This is a genomic window from Mesorhizobium sp. CNPSo 4689, assembly GCF_057784325.1.
Genome location: NZ_JBWLUZ010000036.1, coordinates 27,255 through 48,244 on the forward strand (window position 1 = coordinate 27,255; position 20,990 = coordinate 48,244).

Genomic DNA, 20,990 nt, shown 5'->3' on the forward strand with positions numbered 1-20,990 from the left:
CCATGGCTTGGCGGCAATTCTTTCGTGTAGCGGCCGCTAATTCAACCGCGATCTGCCCTGAGCGCCGTTTTTCACGATTCCATCACGCTGGCTTCACCGCCTTCGTCACGGCCGCGGACGACAGTTGGTCGATACGATCAGTCAAGGAGCGATGCCATGCTGCCCCCGAACACAGTCGAATGGCCCATCTGGCATGACGACCCCCGGCGGAACGGGCATGGGCGTGACGAGCCCGTGCCGCAGCGCCACGACATCGAACTTGCGCGCTATGTTGAAAAACAACGGGCCTGCCGGGAAACGGGACCCGGCGGGATCGATCTCACGGAAACGGCAAGCCGCCTGCGGGCGCTTGCAGCGCGGATCGCAAGCATCCTGTTCCCACGCCGCGGACGCAGCGCTTCATCGACTGCATCGCCACCCAGCGTGGGCATGGATACCGTACCCGACATGACTGGCGCGACCGCTCGCGCCGTTTGGTCAAGCCGCTGATGGGCGGGCTGAGGTTCGGAGCGGGAAAGGGTGAGGCGGCTGAGTGGTGAGGCCTTCTCCCACAAGGAGAGAAGGCGAGGCACAGCAGCCCGGGCCATCATATAAATGCCGAGTACCCTGCTAGTTAGGATCGCCGGACCTCGAGCCCCCGTGAGACCCGCCGCCGGAGTTGTCGGAACGACCATGAGCGGCCTTCCGGGCTTGACCGGGAGGGCCGCGGTGGATGTGGTTCTTGTCCCCCCAGCCATTGCCGGGACGTGATCCACCCGATTTGGCGATCGCCGCGGAGCTCAGGCTTGTGCCGAGCAGAAGCGTTACGGACGGCGGTGTCACTGCCGCGAAGCGCCCGGCCTTCTTGAGAAAATCGCGCCGCGCCTGAGCTTCTGAAACCAGACTCTCGGACTCCGACAGTTTTGGGCTTTCCGTTGCCATGTTAAAACCCTCACTTTCAACACATTTACTTTAGTGTTTCTGTCTAAGGGCACCAGCTCTCCAAAAGCCTTAGATTTCGCGACAATTAAAGAGGATGCGAGCGCTGAGGCCGGGTGCCGAGGCGTTGCCCATCCTGCCCCTCACAAGCAAGGCGCGTTCATGGCGCAATGGCCGGCGTCCCGGTAACGGGCATGCAGCTCATTTGGGCTCTGGCCGGCCTCTACGCGCTGTTCGCCCTTGTGGCAGCCATGCAGACTTGGCGACGGCTCCGGCGTGGCGAAATGAACGAGGCACGATCGGCGGGCCTGCGGCTGGCGCTCCTGCTGACGCTGCCGTTGACGGCCTGGCTTTCGACGAATGCAATGGTGCGCGCCTGGCCATGAGGCCTTGCTCAGGCTTCCGCCGTTTGCCAGTCGTGCTCGGTCACTGCCTTGGCGAAGGCCGAGATGGCGGGTGAGGGCGCGCGGTCGGCCACCGAAACCAGCGAAACTTCGCGGATAATCTCAGGGTCGACGACGGGCCGGTGGCAGACGCCGGGATGATTGGCCGAGTACTCGGCGATGAAGCAGACACCCATGCGAGCGGCGATCATTGCCAGGATCCAGTCCTCGCGCTCCGAGCGGAAGGCGCTGCGGATGTCGAAGCCGATGTTGCGGCAGAGCTCGTCTATGTGATTGCCGTATTCGCAGTTGATGCGCTCGAGATAGGCCTCGCCTTGGACGTCGGTCAGATGCAGCGTGTTGCGCGTCTCAAAGGGATGGCCGGTCGAGAAGGCGAGGCCGAAGCGCTCGCGATAGACAGGCTCGGCCCTCAGCCGGTGGTCGAACGGTTCGGGCCTGGCCAGCAGCGCGATGTCGAGCGTGCCCTCGGTCAGCAGGTCGGTGAGGTGGTTGGCCGCGCCCTCGATCACCGTCACCTCGACGCCTGGATAGCGCTCGCGAAAGGCATTGAGGAAACTGATGAAACACAACGGGCCGATGGTGCACATGACGCCCAGCGTCAGCGAGGCGCTTTCAAGCGAGAGGAAGCTTCTGGCGGTCTTCTTCGCCGTCTCCGAGCGCTGCAATATCTCATCCAGATGGGTCCGCATCGCTTCGTCGGTTTCGACTATCACGCGCCTTCGATCGAACGCGCCCGCAAGGCCGCCGAGGAAGCGGGGTCAGCGCCAACACGCGCTTCGAGGTCGCAGCCGCCAAGACCTATCCGGACACCTATGATCTCGTCGCCTTCTTCGACTGCCTGCACGACATGGGCGATCCGGCAGGCGCGGCCACCCATGTCCATGGCTCGCTCAAGCCGGACGGCACCTGGATGATCGTCGAGCCTTTCGCGCATGATCATCTGGCCGCCAACCTCAATCCCGTCGGACGCGTCTACTATGCCGCTTCCACCTTCGTGTGCACGCCGGCGTCGCTGTCGCAGGAGGTCGGGCTCGGGCTCGGCGCCCAGGCCGGCGAGGCGCGATTGCGCAAGGTCGTGACCGGCGGTGGCTTCAAGCGCTTCCGCCGCGCCACCGAGACGCCGTTCAACATGGTTCTGGAGGCACGTCCATAGAGCAATTCCAGGAGAAGTGCGTAGCGGTTTCCGTCCGGAATTGCGTAAAAAACAAATATTTAGAGCGGGCCAGCCACTCTATCAGAAGCAGAACCGCTATAGAGTATTCTGCTGCCGAATGCTATTTTATGGTGTCCGCATAAATGCGGAAAAACAGATGGTTAGAGCAGCGTTCTGCTCCATGTGGACCGGAGCGCATGACTTGAACCGATGGGAGGAAATTATGACCGCCTACAATGTCGTCCGTTTTCGCACCAAGCCAGGCAAGGAAAAGGCTTTCATCGAAGCGCATGAGAAAATCGCGCTCAACGCCGCGGGCTTTCGCAAGGGCGCCCTGATCAAGACCGGCGAAGGCACGTTCTGCTTTGTCGGCGAGTGGAACGACATGGACAGCCTCGCCGCCGCGCGGCCATCGATGATCGGCCTTCTCGACACATTCCGCGATACGCTGGAAGACCTCGGCGGCAATCTCGGCGTGACGGACCCGGTCTCGGGGACGGTTGTCGCGGAAGTGCACTGAGGGAGCAACAGCCAATCCCCCCTCGCGATCCACCCCTCGGGGGAACCAGCTAGGCAACAAGCGTCCGTTCGCTGTCGGTCATGGGGTCCCCGACATTGGGATGCCCTTTGCCTGTTGCGATCAGGCTGCGCAGACTGCCGTTGATATAGGTGCGCCATCCGTCGGAGCAGGCGTCGTAGCACTCATAGTCCGGAACCAGGCCCTGGTGGGTGAAGCGGACCTCGGTCTTGCCGTCCTTGCCGGAGATATCGAAGATGATCTCCGTGCCCGTCCATTCGGTCTTGTCCTCGGTAAAACTGAAATAATTGTCCAGCACGCGCCAGGCGTCCTTCTTACCGGCGACGAGCTCCGTCACCTTGATCTTGCAGCGGTGGAGATCGCTATAGTGGTAGTTGAAGTCTTCGCCGGATTTGTCGGTTCGGCCTTGGATTTCTTCCGACCACCATCCACGGACATTGTTGATGGCCGTAAAAGCTGCTTCCGGCGTCTGGTCCACCGTGAAGGCAGTGGTGAAATTGCGATTGGTCATGACGGTCTCCTGTTTCGTGATGGGTCTGCTTGTCAGCGATCAAAAGGGTTCAAATGCCTGAGGTTGGTTATTCCCGGCCCGGGCGTGCCTGCCGGCCGGAAATCACCCGCAGCCAGGGCGCCAAATGGAAGGCGCTCATCAACAGATACATCGCCGGCATTCCGGTGAGCGGCGAGGCATTCGCGCCCATGCACAGCGTGGCCGCATCGCCACCCTGAACACAGGTGAGCAGCGCCATCAGCGCAAAGGTCGGTGCCGCGGCAAGGCACAGCCAGTCGGTGGTGCCAAGGGTAACTGCATTGGCTTGATCACTGGGGATCGCACCACCGGTGCCTGCATGGGTCTCGCTCATGGTCTCTTTCCCTTGATGGAGCGCAATTGCGCCACTGGCACGTGTCAGGGGAGGCCGCCCGCTCGCCGACGGCACCGGGCGCCCTGCCAAACCCGCCAGCTAGTTGTTGTCCCGGAAAGCTGCCTCTCCGGCATCCGACACTTCGGCCCATTTCTTGTCGGGCGCGGCGTCGTAATTGTCGTGCCAGTTCCACCATTTGTAGGTCGGGGTTTGCGGATAGCCTTCGGGCGAGTCCTCCCAGACCTCCTGGCGGCCGAGCGGCGTGGCGTCGAGGTAGCTCCAGACGGTGCCCATCGCCTCGTCGCCGCGGCTGTTGATGAGGTAGGTGCGGAAGATGCGGTCGCCGTCGCGGATGAACACGTTGTGGCCGTGCCATTCGTCGACGCCGAAGTCTTTGTCGAAGCTGTCGGTGATGGTGTACCAGGGCATCTCCCAGCCCATCCGCTTCTTCAGCCGCGCAATGTCTGCCTGCGGAGCGCGCGAGGCGTAGACGAGCGTGGTGTCGCGGGCGTTGAGATGGGCGAGATTGCCGACCTGGTCAGCGCCCAGCGAACAGCCGCGGCAGGCGTGATCAGGCCAGCCATAGACGCCGGGCTCGAAGAAGGCGCGGTAGACGATCAGCTGTCGGCGGCCGTGGAACAGGTCGAGCAGGCTCGCCTTGCCGTTGGGTCCCTCAAACGTGTAAGTCTTGTCCACTTCCATCCACGGCATCCGCCGGCGCTCGGCGGCTAAAGCGTCCTTGGCGCGGAGCGTGGCCTTCTCCTTCACCAGCAGCTTTTCGCGCGCGGCTTCCCATTGCTGCTGCGAAACAACAGGCGGTGTCTTCATTGCGGTGTGCTTGGTCATGGTCTTCTCCTTTGCCAGTCTGTCGTCACGCCGTTGCGACGTGTTGTTGGTTGCCGATGGTGAGATAGAGTAGGGCCCTGTGCCGAAAGGTGGGAGTTACAAGTGTGACGGGATTTGAATGGACTCGCTGATCACCGCGGCTGGGCTGGCGCTGGCGGCCGGTGATCCGCTCGGCGCGCTCGACCGCGTCGCCTTGCGTGAGGATGCACCGGCGCTGGCGCTGCGCGGCATCGCCATGGCACAGCTTGGCGACCTCGATCGCGCCAAGCTGCTGCTGCGGCGCGCCGTGCGCGGCTTCAGCCCGAAAGAGCCCGTGGCGCGCGCCAGATGCATTGTTGCCGAGGCCGAGATCGCGCTGGTCTCGCGCGATCTCGGCTGGCCGGCCAAGACGCTCGACGCGGCGCGGGCGACGCTGGAAAAGCATGGCGACCGGCTGAACGCAGCGCACGCTGGACACCTCACGGTGCGGCGCCTGCTGCTGATCGGCCGCCTCGACGAAGCCGAGCGTGTGCTGGCCGGGCTCGACCCGGCGCCCCTTCCGCCGGCCTCGCGGGCCGCGCACGAGCTCGCCGTCGCCGGGATCGCGATGCGTCGCCTCAGGACGAAAGCAGCGCGCGAGGCGCTGGAGTGGGCGAGGCTGGCCGCGAACCGGGCCGGCATTGCCGGGCTGACGGCGGAGGTCGACAGTGCATTCCTGGCGCTGGAGACACCCGCGGCGCGGCTGATCGCCAAGGGCGAAGAGCGCCCGCTGCTGCTCGAGGAGGTCGAGGCGTTGCAGGCCTCGCCGGCTCTGGTCGTCGATGCCTTGCGCCATCTCGTGCGCAAGCAGGAAGCGACAATCTCGCTGGCCACGCGCCCGGTGCTGTTTGCGCTGGCACGGGCGCTCGCCGAAGCGTGGCCGGGGGATGTGTCGAGAGAGGAACTCGTGGCACGGGCTTTCGGCGGCAAGCACGCCGATGAATCGCATCGCGCCAGGCTGCGGGTCGAGATCGGCCGGCTGCGCGCCGAACTGCGGCCGCTGGCCGACATCGGCGCGACCAAGCGAGGCTTCGCGCTGACGCCACGCCAGGCCGGCGAGGTGCTGGTGCTGGCGCGGCCGATCGAAGAGCGGCACGCGGCGGTGCTGGCCTTCCTTGCCGATGGTGAATCCTGGGCCAGCTCGGCGCTGGCGCTGGCGCTGGGCGCCGGACAGCGCAGCGTGCAGCGGGCGCTGGAGCAGCTCGCCTTGACCGGCAAGGTGCAGTCATTCGGGCACGGCCGCGCGCGCCGCTGGATGACGCCACCGGTGGCCGGATTCACGACCACCTTGTTACTCCCGGCACCGCTGCCGAACGGCTAGGAGCTATCATTGATAATCTTGGCGAGGACAAAGATATGAAACATGCAGCGGCCGAAATCCTGCGCGAATACGGACCCTTTCCGGGGGTGGACGCCGTGCATGGGGTGAGCTTTGACGGAAAGAATGTCTGGTTTGCCTCCGGCGAAAAGCTGACCGCCTTCGACCCGGCAAGCGGTGAGACGCTGCGCTCGATCGATGTCGCCGCCCATGCCGGCACCGCCTATGACGGCAAGCACCTGTTCCAAATTGCCAAGGACCGGATCCAGAAGATCGATCCGGACACCGGCCAGGTGCTGGCCACGATTCCAGCACCGGGCGGCGGCGGCGATTCCGGGCTCACCTGGGCCGAAGGGACGCTCTGGGTGGGCCAGTACCGAGAGCGCAAGATCCACCAGATCGACCCCGAGACAGGGGCAATCCTGCGCACCATCGAATCCAACCGCTTCGTCACCGGCGTGACATGGGTCGACGGAGAACTGTGGCACGGCACCTGGGAAGGCGACCAGGGTGATGTGCGGCGCGTCGACCCGCAAACCGGAAAGGTCCTGGAGCGGCTGGACATGCCGGCCGGCACCGGCGTGTCCGGCCTCGAATCCGATGGCGGCGACTGCTTCTTCTGCGGCAGCGGATCCGGCGGAACGGTGCGAGCGGTGCGCCGGCCGAGGTAACGACCGAAGGGGTCAAACCCGATGCGGTTGCACTGGTCGTCGCCGGCCGCTCCCGCTCATATGCCGGAGCCGTCGAGCAGCGGCACGTCTTCGCCTTCCCAGGGCGCCGGCATCGAGGCCCGGCCCGGATTGGCCCTTGGCAGCGGCATCCAGCATTTCAGCTCCGGGTCGGCATATTCGACCACCCGGCCCGGCGAGGAGTCGGAGGCGCGCCAGCCTTCGGCGCCGAACTGGTCGGCGCGCGACCAATAGGCCATGTCGACTTCCGCTGGCCCCTGTTCGGACGGCCGCACTGTGACCAGGATGCGGCTGCCGTCCCGTGGCGCGCTCGACATGTGACGCCACTGATCGGGTTCGTCCATTGCATTTCCTCCCTGCAGTCTGCGCCGGCTGGCTGGACCCGATAGTCGCTTCGTGCCCGGGAGCGGTCAACCCGAACTTTCCGCTAAAGCAATTCCAGGAAAAATGCGTAGCGGTTTTCCGTCCGGAATTGCGTCAAAACAAAAGGATGGAGCGGTTCTGCGTTCCGCGAAACGGTGAACCGCTCCGGAGAGCGATATCGTTCCTGGTCTGGCGCAGCGACCTTCAGCTTACCTTGGCTTGCACTGCCCAGGCTCTGGTTTTCATGGGGATTGATCCGTCCTCGCCGCGCGGCAGGCTGTCACGCAATTTCTCCATCAGGCGCTGGCGGGCTGGCGGTTCGAGGCTCATGCAGTAGCCCGGCGCCGGACCTGCGCCCAGCGTGAAGGGGCGCCAGTAGTCGTCAAAGTCCTTGAACACAGCCGGCATTTCGATCTGGGTGCAGTCGATGGAAACCAGTCCCGCCGTCTTCACGAGGTCGGTCAATCCGTCCGGTGTGCAGAATGGAAAGCGTTTGTCCTCGGCAAGGTCGATGGCGGCGGGGTCGAGGGCCGTCGCTGCTGTCCAGAATGCCCGCATGAATTCCACGCCGCCGCCAGGATAGTCCCATACATAGAGCCCGATCGCCGCTCCAGGGCGAGCAACCCGCCGCATCTCCGCGAGCGCCTTCTGCTTGTCGGGGATGAAGTTGAGGACCAGCGCCGACACGACCACGTCCTTGCTGCCCGATTGGACGGACAGCGCCTGCGCATCACCTTGGGCAAACTCGACACGGCCGTCAGGCACGTTTGCGCGCGCCTTGGCGAGAAAGCCCTCCGAGGGATCTATCGAGACCAGGCTCGCGGGGCTGCATCGCGCAAGGATGGCCGCGGACAGCGCCCCGGTTCCACACCCCACCTCCAGCCAATCCAGCCCCTCGGGCGGATCGAGCCAATCCAGGAAGAGAGGAGCGATCTGACGGCTCCATCGCCCCATATAGAGGTCGTAGCTGTCTCCCGCCTGCCAAGCGTCGTGACGCGTTGCCTGAGCCATCGCAATCTCCTAGCGAGATCGTTTTCAGACCATTGGACTGCAGGATACGCCCGCCTCCCTGACAGGACCAGTGGGACGCGCGACCGGTCACTTTGCACAAGACAGCTATATCGTTCAAAGCTAATGTTCTGAGGCTGCAATCCGGACGACGATCGATGAGCGAAGAATTGCTGGCCAGCGCGACCTGTCTCGGGCCGGTTCATCTGCGCGTCATCGATATCGCAGCGGCCTTGCCGGTCTGGGTCGACGCGGTCGGCCTCGCGGTGCTTAGCGATGATGGCGCAACAGTCGGACTCGGCGTCGATGGCAAGGCGCTGATCGTGCTTCATGCCGGGGCGGATGCCGTGCTGCCGCCGAAGTCGCGCGATCTCTTCCATGTCGCCATCCATGTGACGACGCGCAAGGAATTGGCGCGCGTTGCCGCCCGGCTCAAGGCGTCGGGGCTGAGACACAGCGCCCAGGACCACCTGATCTCCGAATCCCTCTATGTCTCCGACCCATCCGGCAACGGCATCGAGATCTGTTTCGACACGCCCGAGCGTTATGCCTCGAGACAGGAGACCGCGGACGGCCGCGTCACCCTGATCGCCAGAGACGGCAGCGCCCATTCCGGCCTCGAGCCGCTGGATGTCGCGGGCTTGCTGCGCGAGCTCGGCAATTCCGGCCATGTCGAACCCATGCTGGCGGCGCACGCCTTCATCGGCCATATTCATATGCGCGCCCGCTCGCCGGAAGCGCTGATGGCATTCTATCTCGGCGCGCTCGGCTTCGGGCCGCACATCCAGTCCCGCTCGTTCGGCCTGTTCGACTGCGGCACCGACCGGCGCCCGCACATGGTCGCCTTCAATATCTGGGCTCGCGACGAATTGCGCGAACCGCCGCCCGGTGCCGCCGGTCTCGATCATTTCACCGTGGTGGTTCCATCGGCTGAAGATCTCGCTGCGGTCGCGCGGCGGCTCGGCAACGCGAACCTGCCTTCGACGCAAACGGATGGGGCACTGCACCTCGCTGATCCCGAGGGCAACCGCCTGCGGATCGTGGTGGCGGGAGACTGATCTGCTCGATCAAGGGGAGGGGTGGCATATCAAAATAATAGGAACCGGCTTCGGCCGCACCGGCACGGATTCGATGCGCGAGGCGCTTGCGATCCTGGGTTACGGCCCCTGCCACCACATGTCCGCGGTCAACACCAACGAAGAGCAGAAGCGGCTCTGGCGCGCGCTGGCCAAGGGTGCCGCGCCCGACTGGAACACGCTGTTCTCCGGCTATGTCTCCTGCATGGACTGGCCGTCGGCCTATTACTGGCGGGAGTTGATCGATTTCTACCCCGACGCCCGCGTCATCCTCACCTGGCGCTCGCCGGAAAGCTGGTGGGAGAGTTTCGAAAAGACGATCGTTGCCGGCATCGCCACTAGCCAGGAGCCGGATTCGCTAGGCGTCGCCCTCATCGCCAAGCAGGTCTTCGCCGGCCGGCCGCAGGATCGCGCGGCCGCGATCGCCGCCTATGAGGCCAATGTCGAGGGTGTCATTGCCACAGTGCCGGCCGAGCGCCTGCTGGTCCACAGGCTGGGCGACGGCTGGGAGCCGCTCTGCGCCCATCTTGGCGTTGCCGTGCCGGACCAGCCCTATCCTAACCGCAACAACACGAAGGACTTCCGCTCGACATGGCTGTCGCTGAAATAGGGATCGCACTTTTCAAAGCGATGGGCGATTGCCGCGCTCAGACACGCTCTAATGCCCGCTTCCCCCGACCTTTTGCCGACGAGATCTGACCGCCTCCATCAGTTCGCGCTCGCTGGTGTGAGCATTTCGAAAAATGGCCACAACCATCACCGCCAAGATTTCGGTGTCCGGGTCCAAAGGGTCGAGATGCTCATCCGCACAGACCTGATCGAATACGCGTTCGCAAATAGCCAGATCGTGAAGGCTGAGGCAGGTGCGATTGAAACGTCGACGCAGCATCCGTGCGAACCTTTCAGGGCCCGCTACCCGTGCTTGCGGCGGGCTTTTTTGCTGATGAACCGCTGAAGCGATGGACTGCTTAAGTGACAATATCGTCTGCAGTGTATTTGAATAAGTTTACTTGTTTGCTGATGATTGCTCTGTAATTAATCCCAAAATCAGCGCACACTCACGAGCTTTATATTGTCCAGCAACCATAAGTTGGTAATAATCTTGCCGTTTGTGTTCCGGAACATGAAAGCCGCGTCGAAATTCCGCCGCCTCTTTCGGTGTTCGAGTGCAGCCGAGTTTACTGGCGGTGACTTTCAAACTCGCCAGGGAGCATCCGATCTTTGCCGCAATATCCTTCAACGGTTCGTTGTTACCGTATCCATCAAGAATTATCCTGCGACGAGCTTCGCTGTTGAGCTTTGTGGTCACTTCGGTGGTCTCCTCAACTAATATTTCACGATGCTCGATTCTATACGCATCAGGTTGAAGAGTGTCGTTAGCTTCGCATCCAGAAACTTATCTCGGAATGCATTTCTTGCCGTAATCCAGCGTGATCGCCGTTTCAGTCGACTCGAGTCCGCCAGTCTTGCCAGATGCCTGAGTTACACCACATGATTGAGAGGGGCATGGGCATAGCCGATTCGGATATGGCACCACGCGATGGACGCTAAAAGGCAAGACAAGACCTCTGCGAAGCAGGCACCGGAGCGTGATCGACGTCGCTGGGCACGCGAAGCTCAACCTCACAATGAGGCTGCTCCGTTACTCGCGCCGGCGCTCGAACCTCTGCCCTTTTCAACGCTCGAACTGGCGCCAGAGGATCAATTCGCCGCTTGGCAAGCGCATATGGCGCCGCTTGTCGAGGTCAGGTTGCCGGATGACAGATCGCTGGACGATGGCTTTCCCGCCAACCACACGGCTTGGAACCTCGGTGGCATGCTGATCGTCCAGCAGCACGCTCCGGCACATAGTTACATCCGTTCTGCCGCTAAGCTTCGGTCCAGCTCGATCGATCACTGGTATATCGTCTTGCCACGTATTGGCCGGTCGTGGACAGAGGTCGATCGCCGTGTTGCAGAAGGCCAGCCGGGCAAATTGGAGATCAGGTCGCTTGGCTATCCGTTTCGCGGGAGGACAACGGACTCCGAAAGTCTCTTTCTCTATCTGCCGCGTGATTTGTTCTCTGATGCGGCGGCAACTCTCGACGCAAAGAACAATTCAATTCTGTCCGGCAACTTTGCCAACCTCTTGGTTGACTACGTAAACAGCATTGAAGCAAGGCTGCGCAGTCTCACGGCTGAAGATCTGCCTCGCATCGTACACGCAACACGCAGCATGATCATTGCCTGCCTCACGCCTCCGGCGGAACATGTTGCGGCCTCCGAACAATTGACGAGTGTCGCGTTGATGGAGCGAGCGCGTCGATACGTCCAAAACAATCTGGATGCGGCTCATTTGACACCGGATACAATGTGCCGGGCGCTCGGCGTATCACGCTCTCGTCTCTATCAGTTGTTCGAACCGAGCGGTGGTGTTCTCCATTACATACAAAGTCGCCGCCTTCTGGCAGCCCATATTGCGCTTAGCGATCCGGCGGACAGCCGGCGTATAGTTGAAATTGCTGAAGCCTTCGGGTTTAGTTCTGCGGCGAATTTCAGCCGGGCATTCAGCAAGGAATTCGGTTACAGCCCCCGCGAAGGCCGGACTGCTGTGGTATTGCCGCGCCCCGCCAACTCTGTTTCGCTTGCGGGACACGAGAAGGCCCCTTCCTTTGAAGGTTGGCTCAAAGCGCTCGGAAACTGAATTGGGGATCGGCGATCTTGGGACGGGGCGGGGCTCAAAACAGGCTTGCCGGGGCGGGGAAGGCCACGCCGCCTCATAGATCACAATACTTCGTGTCGCGTCCACCGCGCCGCCAATCGTATGGCTAATCCCCGCCAATTCCCGATTTATTAACGAGTTGCGACTGTTCATCGTTATTGATAATTTTCCGCCAATTGCAGCGGAGCGTACATTGCAACTACGCCGCATGCGGCGCTTGTTAAGACTGCGAGTTGAAAGTTTGCCAAGCTTGATAGTTATGTTATTTCTAGACTGGGGGACGCGGATTTGCACCGTTTACGGAGGTGGCTCTTGCATCCAGAGGCATCAGGCGTCGGCACCGAGAGTGAGGGGCCTTCCTCGAGCGATGTTCCACGTGCCGGCGAAGCGCTTCTCGCTGACCTTTTGGCGAACACGACCGAACTTTTGTCGTTCTATGACCGCGACTTCAACCTGACGCACTACGCAACCAGGCTCAAAGGTGTGTACGGAGGCGCGGTGGCGCCGGGCGCCGCTGTTTGGGAGATCTACCCGAGCTTCCTCGATGCGAGGCATCGCGACGAATTTCTTCGTGTGCTCCACGGCGGCTCTCCGGCCAGCATCGATTTGCCGCGATCGTCGGGCCAAGCGCCACGGTCCGCTTTCGTCTTCGCTACTGCAAATGGTGTGGGAATCATCGAATCAAGGGAGCACGGCGGGCGGAGCGCGGCGGAGGAACAGGAGCATGTAATTCTGCTCCACCAGGCGACGCACGACGTGCTGACCGGCCTGCAGAATCGGCGGAGATTCGGCGAGCGGCTGCAGCAGGCACTGGAGGCCATCGGCGGACCAAAACCGAAAGCCGCCCTGCTGCAAATCGACCTTGACGATTTCAAAGCGGTCAACGACACGCTCGGCCATGGAGCAGGCGATACGCTTCTTCAGCTCGCGGCAGGTCGAATCCGCGACGCGCTGCAGGACGGCGAATCCGCGTACCGGTATGCCGGCGATGAGTTCGCTGTCATCCAATTGGGAAAGGATCAGCCGGCGGAAGCCGAGCGCCTCGCCGGATCGCTGGTCGAAGCGTTCAAGGAGCCGTTCGTCATCAACGGCATTGCCGTCTTCGTCGGCTCGAGTATCGGAATTGCTTTCGGGCCGGAGCACGGGACCGATGGCGAGCAGCTGATGAAAGCTGCTGACATTGCACTTTACGCAGCCAAGACGGATGGGCGCGGTTGCGCTCGAACGTTCAACCGTTCGATGCTGCTCTTGCTCGAGCAACGCGAGAATCTGAGGCGCAGCCTTCGAACCGCTCTGGAGCGGGGCGAGCTTTATCTGGAGTATCAGCCGCTCATTCGGCCTCCCTCGTCGGTGATCGGTTTCGAAGCGCTACTGCGGTGGCGGCATCCCGAGATCGGAATCATTCCACCCAGTGTGTTCATACCGATCGCCGAAGCCGACGGTCTGATGGACGAGATTGGACGATGGGTGCTCGAGCAAGCCTGTCGCCAGGCATTGACGTGGCCCTCCTCGCTGACGGTCGCGGTGAACCTGTCGCCGGCTCAGTTCCTTAGCGGTTCGCTGACGGACACGGTCGCTCAGGTCATCGACGCAGTGGGAATCCGAGCAGACCGACTTGAACTCGAGATAACCGAGACGGTTCTTCTTGAGAAGACGATCGACAATATCGACACGTTAAATACCCTGAACGTCTTGGGGATACGAATATCGCTCGACGATTTTGGAACATACTATTCATCGTTGAGCTACCTTAAGAACTTTCCTTTCGACACGCTGAAGATAGATCGATACTTCATCGCGGACCTGGAGACCGACCTCAAAAGCCAGACCATCGTGCGATCGATCATGAATCTGGCGCACGGCCTGGGAATAAGCGTTACCGCCGAGGGGGTCGAGACGTCGGCACAGGCACGGTGGCTGATCAAGGAGAATTGCGATTGCCTGCAAGGGAATTTCCTGGGACGCCCGCTCGGAGCCGAGGCAACCAGCGATTTCATCAGGCGGTCCCCGCTGAGGGTGGTACGAGCGATGGAGGGATCAAATCGGGCGGTCTAGCGCCTTGCACCCTTTGTTAACTGTGAAGGGGAGATTTGTAGAAACGATCGAGGCAGATACCGCGCATTCTTCGAGTCGATGCGAGACTGACTCATAACGGGCCGCGGTGAAATTATCCGCCTCGGAGGTCATCGCCCCACCAGGGCACAGTACTGATGGAACAAGGGAGGATGCCGATGGAACCTGTTCATCATGACCTGGCTGGCGGGCCGGCTTTTGAGCCCATGATCCAGATTGACATGGAAATCAAAGCTTTTGTCTCCGTTTGGAGACACTGCGATTATGTCTCGACATACATGGCCCGGATGATCAGTCAAAACAGGTCAGACTCGGTCCGGCATTCAAATCTCTTTTCCTCTGCCTTCAACGAATTGCTGGAAGTCGCCTTTCGTACGCGCCATGCCGACGGCGAACTGGCATGCAGGGTGTCCCGCCATGGCGCGACGGACAGGATCGAGCTGATACTTCCTTGTGTGCCAGAGGAGCGCCGGTTCTACGAAGAAGCCGTATCGCAAGTCGCAGGAATAGAGGCCAGGGAGCGATACCTCAATTCGGTGTCTGGCGATCTCGCGCCCAGCCGGGAGGTCGTACTCCTGGAACTGGCTGTCGACTACAACGCGACACTCAGGCTGGAGGAAGCCGATGGTGATGCAATCAAGCTTGTCGTGGATCTTCCGCTTGAGGGCCTGCGAAATTGAGCCTTCTCCCGCGTTTCAAGGCGCAATACGACGCCAACAACCAGGAGTTCTCCATATCGGGGGTGGTCCGGCCTCAGGCCATCGATGAGCTTGGGCCCAGCATAGCATTGCTCCGCGATGCGATCGGCCGGGTGCGCGGCGTTCTCTACGTCAACGTCAGACGCCTGACGCAGATGAACAACGCTGCGTTTCACGCCTTTTCAAGGATCATCATTGACGCTTGCCGCGCTCGGCCCGATCTCAAATTCGTCGTCATCACGTCAAGTGTCGTCGGATGGACGTCGCGAAAATTCGGTCGCTTGAGCGGAATCGAACCGAACATCACGGTCGAAGAGTATGACAGCGAATTCTATCCGGGGCAGGGCTTCCTTGAGGAAGGCGGGTTCGTTCCAATCCTGCGCACACAGACAAAGATGACCTGGCGCCACGAGCGCGCGATCTTGCCGCGACACGGCATGAGGCCCGGGATTGTCATGGCCGACATCTGTTGCGGGATCGGTGATTTCGCCGTGCTCGTGCAGAAGGAGTTCCAGCCGTCGCGGATCGTCGCCCTCGACCACTCCATATCAAGCCTGGATTATGCTCGACGCGTGATGCGGGAGTTCGATATCCGGGGCATCGAATATACCTATGGCGATGCGTCGGAGATGCTGCTCGACGAAGCGCAGTTCGACTTGGTGACCTGCCGCCACTCCCTTCAAATCTTCAATCGACCTGAACTCATCCTCAAGGAGCTCTACCGCATATGCAAGCCAGGCGGGCGGGTCTACATCACCAACGAGAAAAATTCGCATTGCCTCGGCGAGCCGCGCGCCGAAAGCATTCGTTGGACCTACAACGAGGTGGCGAAGCTGTTCGGGCATTTCGAGATGGACGTCGAGCTTGGGCCCAAGAGCCGGCGATACCTGATCGAAGCCGGATTCGAAGACATCCGTGTCGAGACCTTCATGGTCACTAACCTGGACGGCGATCCGCAGGATTTTGCCGATGTCATTGCGGCCTGGGCCGATGTCTATGCGGGCGAGATGGCGAGCAAACGCGGCGACTGTCCGGAGTTCGTCGCACGGTTCCGGCAGGGCTTCCAGGACCACATTTTCGCTGCGCTCCATCCCAAGGGTTATGCGGGTTGGCCGATCTGGGTCGCATCGGGGCGACGGCCGCAATGAAAACCGACAGTGAGCCCACACCGCGCTTCGGCCTGCGCTCCTTTCGAGCGAAGTTCGTATTGGTCGTTGGCGGCGCCGTACTGTTCGATCTCCTGCTGAGCGGTGGTCTGGCGCTTTGGAACGTTCAAGAGCTGTCGCGCGATGCCACGTCGGAAGTCGGTGAGGGCCTGACGACCGCAAACGAGGAATACCTTCGTTCCTATGCCGATTCGACAGCATTGAGTGTCGACCTGCTGCTCGATCGGGTTCATGGGGACGTCAAGGCGCTGGCCGGCGTGCTGCAGGCCCAGATCGACGATCCGATGAGGCAGCAACAGGTCGGAGCGACCCTTTCGCATGAGACGCCCGGCTCCGTGAAGGTCGTCTACGACACGCAGGGCGATTGGGCGCAGAATCTGCCGGGCGCGCCTTCCGTGGTAAGCGTCTGGGGCTACCTGCTGGGCGCCGACCACAGTCCGTTGCCGGCCGTTCAGCAGGAAATAGAAGACAGTACCGTGATCGATCTCGTCGCGCCGACTCTCATGGCCAGCGGGTCGTCCAAACTGCAGATGTACTACATTGGTCCCAAAGAACGGCCGATCTTCAGGACGGTACCGTATACGGACCAGGCACAGACCTTCGACCGGCTCTATCCAGGCCACAACAAGGCGGAGTTCTGGGAGTTTTTCTTTCCGGGAATCTATGGGTCATGGCAGCAATGGGCCAAGGATCCAGCCTCACGTCCGGTTCCTGACGACATTACCCAGACGGCGCCTTACACCGATGCAATCACGGGAAAGCTGATCGTCAGCTTTTTCCACCCGCTGTGGACGCGCGATCGCACCGGTATCGCCGGTACGGCAGGAGCAGACATCACTCTCGATCAGCTCGCGGAAGTCGTCGAACGTGTGAAGATCGCTGAAACCGGGTTCGGCTTCCTTACGATGTCGACTGGCAACGTGGTGGCGATCAATCCGTCGGGCCAGGCGATCATCGGCCTGACTTCATCGAGCGATGCGGGCACGCAGGGCGTCACCGGCCTGGAGAGGTCTCTGCGGGGAAGTACACAGCCGGCTATCGCGTCGCTGCCTCTCGACCAGAACAATGACGGGGTCATTCAGCATATCATGCTCGACAACAAGGGCGAACGCGTCCCCTACATTGTCGTCCTCAAGAGATTGAAGCCGACCAATTTGTGGAGTTCGGGACCGATCAAGTCCGAAACGATGTCGGTCGGCATCGTCGTTCCCGAACGGGAGATCTATGCATCCCTGTTCGCCGCTCAGGAGAGTATTTCTCGCGCAACCAATCGTATCCTGCTGTTTCAGATCGCCGCGATCGTCGTTTCGCTTCTGATTGTCTTCGCGGCCGTGCTCGGAATTTCGAAGCGGATCACCGCGGGCCTCAGGGCGCTTGCCAGCGCCGCCCAGCGGCTCCAGTCCAAAGATTATTCAGTCCGCGTGAGCATTCCGACGCGCGACGAAGTTGGAGCGGCAGGGATAGCTTTCAACCGGATGGCTGAGCAGATCAGCTTTCACACGGAAAACCTCGAGCAACTCGTCGACGACCGAACCAGAGAGCTCGGGGACGCAAATCAGGAGATATCCGCACTCAATGAAAAGTTGCGGGACGAGAACGTCCGCCTCGGTGCCGAGCTCGCAGTTGCCAGGCAGATCCAGATGATGGTCCTGCCGAAACCATTCGAACTCGAAGCGATTCCGGGGCTGGAGATCGCAGCCTACATGCGGCCTGCCGACGAGGTCGGCGGTGACTACTACGACGTCCTGCAGAACGGGTCACGGGTCAAGATCGGGATCGGCGATGTGACCGGTCATGGTCTCGAGAGCGGCGTGCTGATGCTGATGGTCCAATCCGTTGCACGCGCGCTGCAGGAGACCAACGAAGGGGATCCGCACCAGTTTCTGGATCGGCTGAACAGGGCGATCTACAAGAACATTGAGCGCACGAACACGGACAAGCATCTCTCGCTGGCCTTTCTTGACTTTGAGGGTGAGCAGGTAACGCTATCCGGCCAGCATGAGGACGTTCTGGTCGTCCGTGCGGGTGGGGAAGTCGAACGCATCGATACGCTTGATCTGGGTCTGCCGGTTGGTCTGGAGCATGACATCTCGCAGTTCATTGCCACGCGCGACATCGTGTTCGGGAGTGGCGACGTGATCGTGCTGCACACCGACGGTGTGACCGAGGCGGAAGACCAGGACCGAAGGCTATTCGGGTTCGAGCGCCTCTGCCAGAGCGCACGAAAACGTTATGGCAGGAGCGCAGAGGAAATCAAAACCGGGATCATTGAGGATCTTATGGCCCATATCGGAATCCAGAAGATCCACGACGACATCACCCTCGTAATCATAAGGCACACATAGGAATGACCACGCTGTTCGGTACCCCTGACCTTGCTATCGGGATGATGGAAAGTGTCAGCCGGGTGCGGCTGTTCGACGGACCTCTCGACTTGAGTTGGCGTCATTGTGCTACGACTTCGGACTTCATCGCCGATCTTTTCGCATTGCGCTTTCAGTCGTCCCGCAACGACTACAAGGAAGTGCGGCACAGCATCGGGTATCTGGTCAACGAGCTCATCGAAAATGCCGTCAAGTTTCGCGCACCGGGCGAAATCGTGATCGAGGCGTCGATGGATTCGGAGTGCTTCAAGCTCAAGGTGTCGAATGACCTCGATGGTGAAAACGCGTCCGAGTTCCAAAGTCTCCTGGCGGACATCACGGTTGGCGACCCCAGAGACCTGCTGATACAGCGAATCGAAGCGAATGCTGCGAACCCCGACGTGGTACGCTCAGGACTCGGATTGCTGACGTTGATGAGCGACTATGACGCGCGTTTGGCTTGGATATTCAGCTCTGCCGACGAAAGCGATCGGATTTGCCTGGAGACATATGCCTCCATTCCGATCTCGCAAACGCACAACTAGATGAAACGAAGCCAGGCCATGGAAATCAAAACAGACGACTACCGCGTGTGGATCGAAGGAAGCGATATCTTTTTCGACGGTGCAATGCGGCTTGCCAGTTCCGAGGCTGGTGCACCCATCATGGCTTTGGCGATCGGTGTTCTTGCCTCAAATCCCTCTTCCGTTACGCTCAATTTAAAGGACCTTCAGTTTCTCAATTCTTCCGGTATCAACCTGCTGGCGAAATTTACCATCGAGGTGCGCAAGCATCCCGATGTTCGACTCATCGTGCGTGGAACGCCCGACATACCCTGGCAATCGAAATCATTGCCGAATCTGAAGAAGCTGCATCCCGCTGTGGTGCTTTTGATGGACTGACCAGGTCGCCCAAAATTTGCAGGGGACTGCGTGGGCCGGCAACCCGAGATAGCATAGGCCAGCCGGGGACGGTGCGAGAGCCTGTACCGACAGTGAGAACGGTGCAGGATCGCCGCCTACAGCGAGATATGTACGCCCGGACAAGTATTTGGATGCGAAGCTAACGACAATCCGGCCTCGTGCGTAGATGTTCGTAGTGGCTTGGCGGGGGCTCGGCACAGGCGGCAGGCGTCCACGTTGGGGGGATGTCGGGCCGCCTGTGCCGATCATGCCGCCGCCACGCGGTCAAAGGTGGTCGTCTTGAGTAAGCGTCCCAAAGTCAGCAGCGGCCGGCTGCAGTTCATTCCGCCGCAGATCCCGACTCCGGTCGAGCACCCGCCCGAAGATGAGGGATGGGTTCACGAGATCAAGTTCGACGGCTACCGGACACAGATCATCATCGATAAAGGCGGCGTGCGTCTCTACAGCAAGAACGGCCACGACTGGACCACAAAATACTGGCCCATCGCGCTGGCAGCCGAGCTGCCATGCCGGGCTGCCATTCTCGACGGCGAGGTCATTGTAGCGGGCGAGCAGGGCGCTCCCGATTGTCCCGCGCTGGAAGCCGCGATCTGGAACGAGCCGAGCCGGTTGGTGTTCGTCGCATTTGACATTCTCCATCTCGACGGTCGCAATCTTGCCTCCTTGCCCCTGCTGCAGCGCAAGCAGGCGCTGTGGCAGCTGGTTGAGCCCGGCCTCGGCAAGATCCAGTACAGCGCGCATTTCGAAGGCAGTGCGCTAGCGATCTTCCGCGCCGTCGATGAGATGGGGCTCGAGGGCATCATCTCCAAGCGCGCCGACAGCCGCTACAGGAGCGGATCGTCGAACACATGGCTGAAGGCCAAATATTCTGCGCCCATTGCCGTGCCAGACCAGCCTTGATCCCAACCGCAACAGCGCAAGGACTTCCGCTCGACAATGTCGCTGAAATAGGAACCGAACGTTTCGGAACGATGGCGGAATTGCCATGCTCACACATGCACGGTGCCATGCGACAGCTCGCCTTCCTCACTGCTGACGAGCAAGGCCGCGGCGAGCAGCGCGGCATAGCAGAACCCCACTATGCACGCGACGACGATGCCGGGCACGGGACCGAGCGATGCTACCCGCATCGCGTCGAGGAACGAGGCGCCGAAGCCGATCGGTGACCCTTCGCGCTGCAGGCTGGGCGTCGTGATCTTCAGCACCCAGGCCAGCATCAGGATCGTGTACATGAAGAGGTAGTTGCGACGAAGCCGCCGCACCAGGGCCGCACGCTGCGAGATCAGGAAGCGGGGCGAGCGCAAGCCTTCACCGACAATGGCCAGCCAGTTGGAGGCGTAGTCCGGCTGCGGCGAGAAGATTTGCGCGAAGTAATAGCGTTCGAACTGGCGTACCCGGGCCCGGTAGACGTCGAAGAAGCGGTAGCGCCGCGCCTCGATCCACAACAGCAGCGTGATCAAAAGCATGGCGAACAGCAGCACGCCGTGATGGGCGCTGGGCGTCGACAGCGACACCGACAGCATGGCGGCGACGACCGTGATCGCCCAGTTGCTGGTCCGGTCGAGCCGGTCGCGCCAGCCGGCCATGCGGCCGATCTCGGCGCGATGGAAATGCGACATCGTCGTTGCCAGTTCCGATGAGGTGAGCTTCATCGCGAACGCATCCGACGCCCGCGGCGCTGCTGCCGCCTCGGTGGATTTCACGGTCTGGACCTGGGACATCCCCTGCCATGCGCCTCCCGAACGCAGTGGCCGGCCGAAACAAACCGGCCACACCCCGAAAAACACAACGCGCGGCCGGCTGAAACGTTCCAGCGCGGCTCAGAATGTCTGGCGTGGAAAAATAGGGCGACCGACGAGCGGGGGGCGGGGG

At 61.3% G+C, this 20,990-nt stretch carries 25 protein-coding genes and 1 pseudogene; 16 read left to right on the forward strand and 10 right to left on the reverse strand.

Features of this window, described 5'->3' with window-relative positions:
- Nucleotides 1-156 precede the first annotated feature (156 nt).
- On the forward strand, nucleotides 157-489 hold the full coding sequence (locus tag AC04SI_RS28180) for a hypothetical protein (RefSeq protein ID WP_404281341.1): 333 nt from the start codon (nucleotides 157-159) through the stop codon (nucleotides 487-489).
- A gap of 120 nt (nucleotides 490-609) precedes the next feature.
- Here the strand turns inward: AC04SI_RS28180 and AC04SI_RS28185 are convergent, their stop codons facing one another.
- Nucleotides 610-921 (reverse strand): hypothetical protein, encoded by a 312-nt coding sequence (locus tag AC04SI_RS28185; RefSeq protein WP_404281340.1) that lies wholly within the window; start codon nucleotides 919-921, stop codon nucleotides 610-612.
- A 191-nt stretch (nucleotides 922-1,112) separates the two neighbouring features.
- Between AC04SI_RS28185 and AC04SI_RS28190 the strand changes: the two genes are divergently transcribed.
- On the forward strand, nucleotides 1,113-1,304 hold the full coding sequence (locus tag AC04SI_RS28190) for a hypothetical protein (protein ID WP_404281339.1): 192 nt from the start codon (nucleotides 1,113-1,115) through the stop codon (nucleotides 1,302-1,304).
- 8 nt (nucleotides 1,305-1,312) lie between these two features.
- Here AC04SI_RS28190 and AC04SI_RS28195 read toward each other — a convergent pair whose 3' ends face one another.
- Nucleotides 1,313-2,035: a LysR family transcriptional regulator substrate-binding protein gene (locus tag AC04SI_RS28195; protein ID WP_404281338.1), complete on the reverse strand. Its 723-nt coding sequence runs from the start codon at nucleotides 2,033-2,035 to the stop codon at nucleotides 1,313-1,315.
- Between AC04SI_RS28195 and AC04SI_RS28200 the strand changes: the two are divergent.
- A pseudogene (locus AC04SI_RS28200) lies at nucleotides 2,012-2,475 on the forward strand (class I SAM-dependent methyltransferase); the annotation flags it as partial. The gene AC04SI_RS28195 and the pseudogene AC04SI_RS28200 overlap by 24 nt on opposite strands.
- 223 nt (nucleotides 2,476-2,698) lie before the next feature.
- Nucleotides 2,699-2,995 (forward strand): antibiotic biosynthesis monooxygenase, encoded by a 297-nt coding sequence (locus AC04SI_RS28205; RefSeq protein ID WP_120018249.1) that lies wholly within the window; start codon nucleotides 2,699-2,701, stop codon nucleotides 2,993-2,995.
- Between the two features lie 49 nt (nucleotides 2,996-3,044).
- Here AC04SI_RS28205 and AC04SI_RS28210 read toward each other — a convergent pair whose 3' ends face one another.
- From AC04SI_RS28210 to AC04SI_RS28220, 3 genes are all read right to left on the reverse strand, one after another.
- Entirely contained in the window at nucleotides 3,045-3,524 is a 480-nt protein-coding gene (locus tag AC04SI_RS28210) for an SRPBCC family protein (RefSeq protein ID WP_404281337.1), read from the reverse strand.
- 67 nt (nucleotides 3,525-3,591) lie between these two features.
- Nucleotides 3,592-3,876 (reverse strand): hypothetical protein, encoded by a 285-nt coding sequence (locus AC04SI_RS28215; RefSeq protein WP_404281336.1) that lies wholly within the window; start codon nucleotides 3,874-3,876, stop codon nucleotides 3,592-3,594.
- Between the two features lie 99 nt (nucleotides 3,877-3,975).
- Complete coding sequence (locus tag AC04SI_RS28220; protein ID WP_404281335.1) at nucleotides 3,976-4,722, reverse strand: DUF899 domain-containing protein; 747 nt, start codon at nucleotides 4,720-4,722, stop codon at nucleotides 3,976-3,978.
- Between the two features lie 118 nt (nucleotides 4,723-4,840).
- On the opposite strand from AC04SI_RS28220, the gene AC04SI_RS28225 reads away from it, so the two are divergent.
- Entirely contained in the window at nucleotides 4,841-6,061 is a 1,221-nt protein-coding gene (locus tag AC04SI_RS28225; protein WP_488475319.1) for a helix-turn-helix domain-containing protein, read from the forward strand.
- A 35-nt stretch (nucleotides 6,062-6,096) separates the two neighbouring features.
- Nucleotides 6,097-6,729 (forward strand): Vgb family protein, encoded by a 633-nt coding sequence (locus AC04SI_RS28230; RefSeq protein WP_404281333.1) that lies wholly within the window; start codon nucleotides 6,097-6,099, stop codon nucleotides 6,727-6,729.
- Nucleotides 6,730-6,785: 56 nt separating this feature from the next.
- On the opposite strand, the gene AC04SI_RS28235 is transcribed toward AC04SI_RS28230, so the two are convergent.
- Nucleotides 6,786-7,091: a hypothetical protein gene (locus tag AC04SI_RS28235; RefSeq protein WP_192181564.1), complete on the reverse strand. Its 306-nt coding sequence runs from the start codon at nucleotides 7,089-7,091 to the stop codon at nucleotides 6,786-6,788.
- A gap of 223 nt (nucleotides 7,092-7,314) precedes the next feature.
- Nucleotides 7,315-8,121: a class I SAM-dependent methyltransferase gene (locus tag AC04SI_RS28240; protein ID WP_404281332.1), complete on the reverse strand. Its 807-nt coding sequence runs from the start codon at nucleotides 8,119-8,121 to the stop codon at nucleotides 7,315-7,317.
- A gap of 155 nt (nucleotides 8,122-8,276) precedes the next feature.
- Here AC04SI_RS28240 and AC04SI_RS28245 point away from each other — a divergent pair, with 155 nt between their 5' ends.
- Together AC04SI_RS28245 and AC04SI_RS28250 are read left to right on the forward strand one after the other, a co-directional pair.
- Nucleotides 8,277-9,176 (forward strand): VOC family protein, encoded by a 900-nt coding sequence (locus AC04SI_RS28245; RefSeq protein ID WP_404281331.1) that lies wholly within the window; start codon nucleotides 8,277-8,279, stop codon nucleotides 9,174-9,176.
- A 37-nt stretch (nucleotides 9,177-9,213) separates the two neighbouring features.
- Nucleotides 9,214-9,804, forward strand: coding sequence for a sulfotransferase family protein (locus AC04SI_RS28250; RefSeq protein ID WP_488475322.1), 591 nt, complete (start codon nucleotides 9,214-9,216; stop codon nucleotides 9,802-9,804).
- A 48-nt stretch (nucleotides 9,805-9,852) separates the two neighbouring features.
- Here the strand turns inward: AC04SI_RS28250 and AC04SI_RS28255 are convergent, their stop codons facing one another.
- Together AC04SI_RS28255 and AC04SI_RS28260 are read right to left on the reverse strand one after the other, a co-directional pair.
- A complete protein-coding gene (locus AC04SI_RS28255; protein ID WP_488475320.1) occupies nucleotides 9,853-10,173 on the reverse strand; it encodes a hypothetical protein in 321 nt (106 codons plus the stop codon).
- Between the two features lie 27 nt (nucleotides 10,174-10,200).
- Nucleotides 10,201-10,503 (reverse strand): hypothetical protein, encoded by a 303-nt coding sequence (locus AC04SI_RS28260; protein WP_192181569.1) that lies wholly within the window; start codon nucleotides 10,501-10,503, stop codon nucleotides 10,201-10,203.
- Nucleotides 10,504-10,734: 231 nt separating this feature from the next.
- Here AC04SI_RS28260 and AC04SI_RS28265 point away from each other — a divergent pair, with 231 nt between their 5' ends.
- The 8 genes from AC04SI_RS28265 (at nucleotide 10,735) to AC04SI_RS28300 (ending at nucleotide 20,018) form a co-directional block, all read left to right on the forward strand.
- Complete coding sequence (locus tag AC04SI_RS28265) at nucleotides 10,735-11,877, forward strand: helix-turn-helix domain-containing protein (RefSeq protein WP_404281330.1); 1,143 nt, start codon at nucleotides 10,735-10,737, stop codon at nucleotides 11,875-11,877.
- A gap of 330 nt (nucleotides 11,878-12,207) precedes the next feature.
- On the forward strand, nucleotides 12,208-13,950 hold the full coding sequence (locus tag AC04SI_RS28270) for a putative bifunctional diguanylate cyclase/phosphodiesterase (RefSeq protein ID WP_404281329.1): 1,743 nt from the start codon (nucleotides 12,208-12,210) through the stop codon (nucleotides 13,948-13,950).
- Between the two features lie 176 nt (nucleotides 13,951-14,126).
- Complete coding sequence (locus tag AC04SI_RS28275; RefSeq protein ID WP_404281328.1) at nucleotides 14,127-14,648, forward strand: ubiquinone biosynthesis methyltransferase UbiE; 522 nt, start codon at nucleotides 14,127-14,129, stop codon at nucleotides 14,646-14,648.
- On the forward strand, nucleotides 14,645-15,814 hold the full coding sequence (locus tag AC04SI_RS28280) for a methyltransferase domain-containing protein (protein WP_404281327.1): 1,170 nt from the start codon (nucleotides 14,645-14,647) through the stop codon (nucleotides 15,812-15,814). The genes AC04SI_RS28275 and AC04SI_RS28280 overlap by 4 nt, the downstream gene beginning before the upstream one ends.
- Complete coding sequence (locus AC04SI_RS28285; protein ID WP_404281326.1) at nucleotides 15,811-18,177, forward strand: SpoIIE family protein phosphatase; 2,367 nt, start codon at nucleotides 15,811-15,813, stop codon at nucleotides 18,175-18,177. Before AC04SI_RS28280 ends, AC04SI_RS28285 begins: the two co-directional genes overlap by 4 nt.
- Nucleotides 18,178-18,179: 2 nt before the next feature.
- Nucleotides 18,180-18,740, forward strand: coding sequence for a slr1658 superfamily regulator (locus tag AC04SI_RS28290; protein WP_404281325.1), 561 nt, complete (start codon nucleotides 18,180-18,182; stop codon nucleotides 18,738-18,740).
- Nucleotides 18,741-18,758: 18 nt separating this feature from the next.
- The gene (locus AC04SI_RS28295) at nucleotides 18,759-19,097 is read left to right on the forward strand and encodes a slr1659 superfamily regulator (protein WP_404281324.1); all 339 of its coding nucleotides are present in this window, start codon (nucleotides 18,759-18,761) and stop codon (nucleotides 19,095-19,097) included.
- A 291-nt stretch (nucleotides 19,098-19,388) separates the two neighbouring features.
- The gene (locus AC04SI_RS28300; RefSeq protein ID WP_488475323.1) at nucleotides 19,389-20,018 is read left to right on the forward strand and encodes an ATP-dependent DNA ligase; all 630 of its coding nucleotides are present in this window, start codon (nucleotides 19,389-19,391) and stop codon (nucleotides 20,016-20,018) included.
- A gap of 89 nt (nucleotides 20,019-20,107) precedes the next feature.
- On the opposite strand, the gene AC04SI_RS28305 is transcribed toward AC04SI_RS28300, so the two are convergent.
- Nucleotides 20,108-20,839, reverse strand: a complete 732-nt coding sequence (locus AC04SI_RS28305; RefSeq protein WP_404281322.1) for a DUF2270 domain-containing protein — start codon at nucleotides 20,837-20,839, stop codon at nucleotides 20,108-20,110.
- Nucleotides 20,840-20,990: the final 151 nt, after the last annotated feature.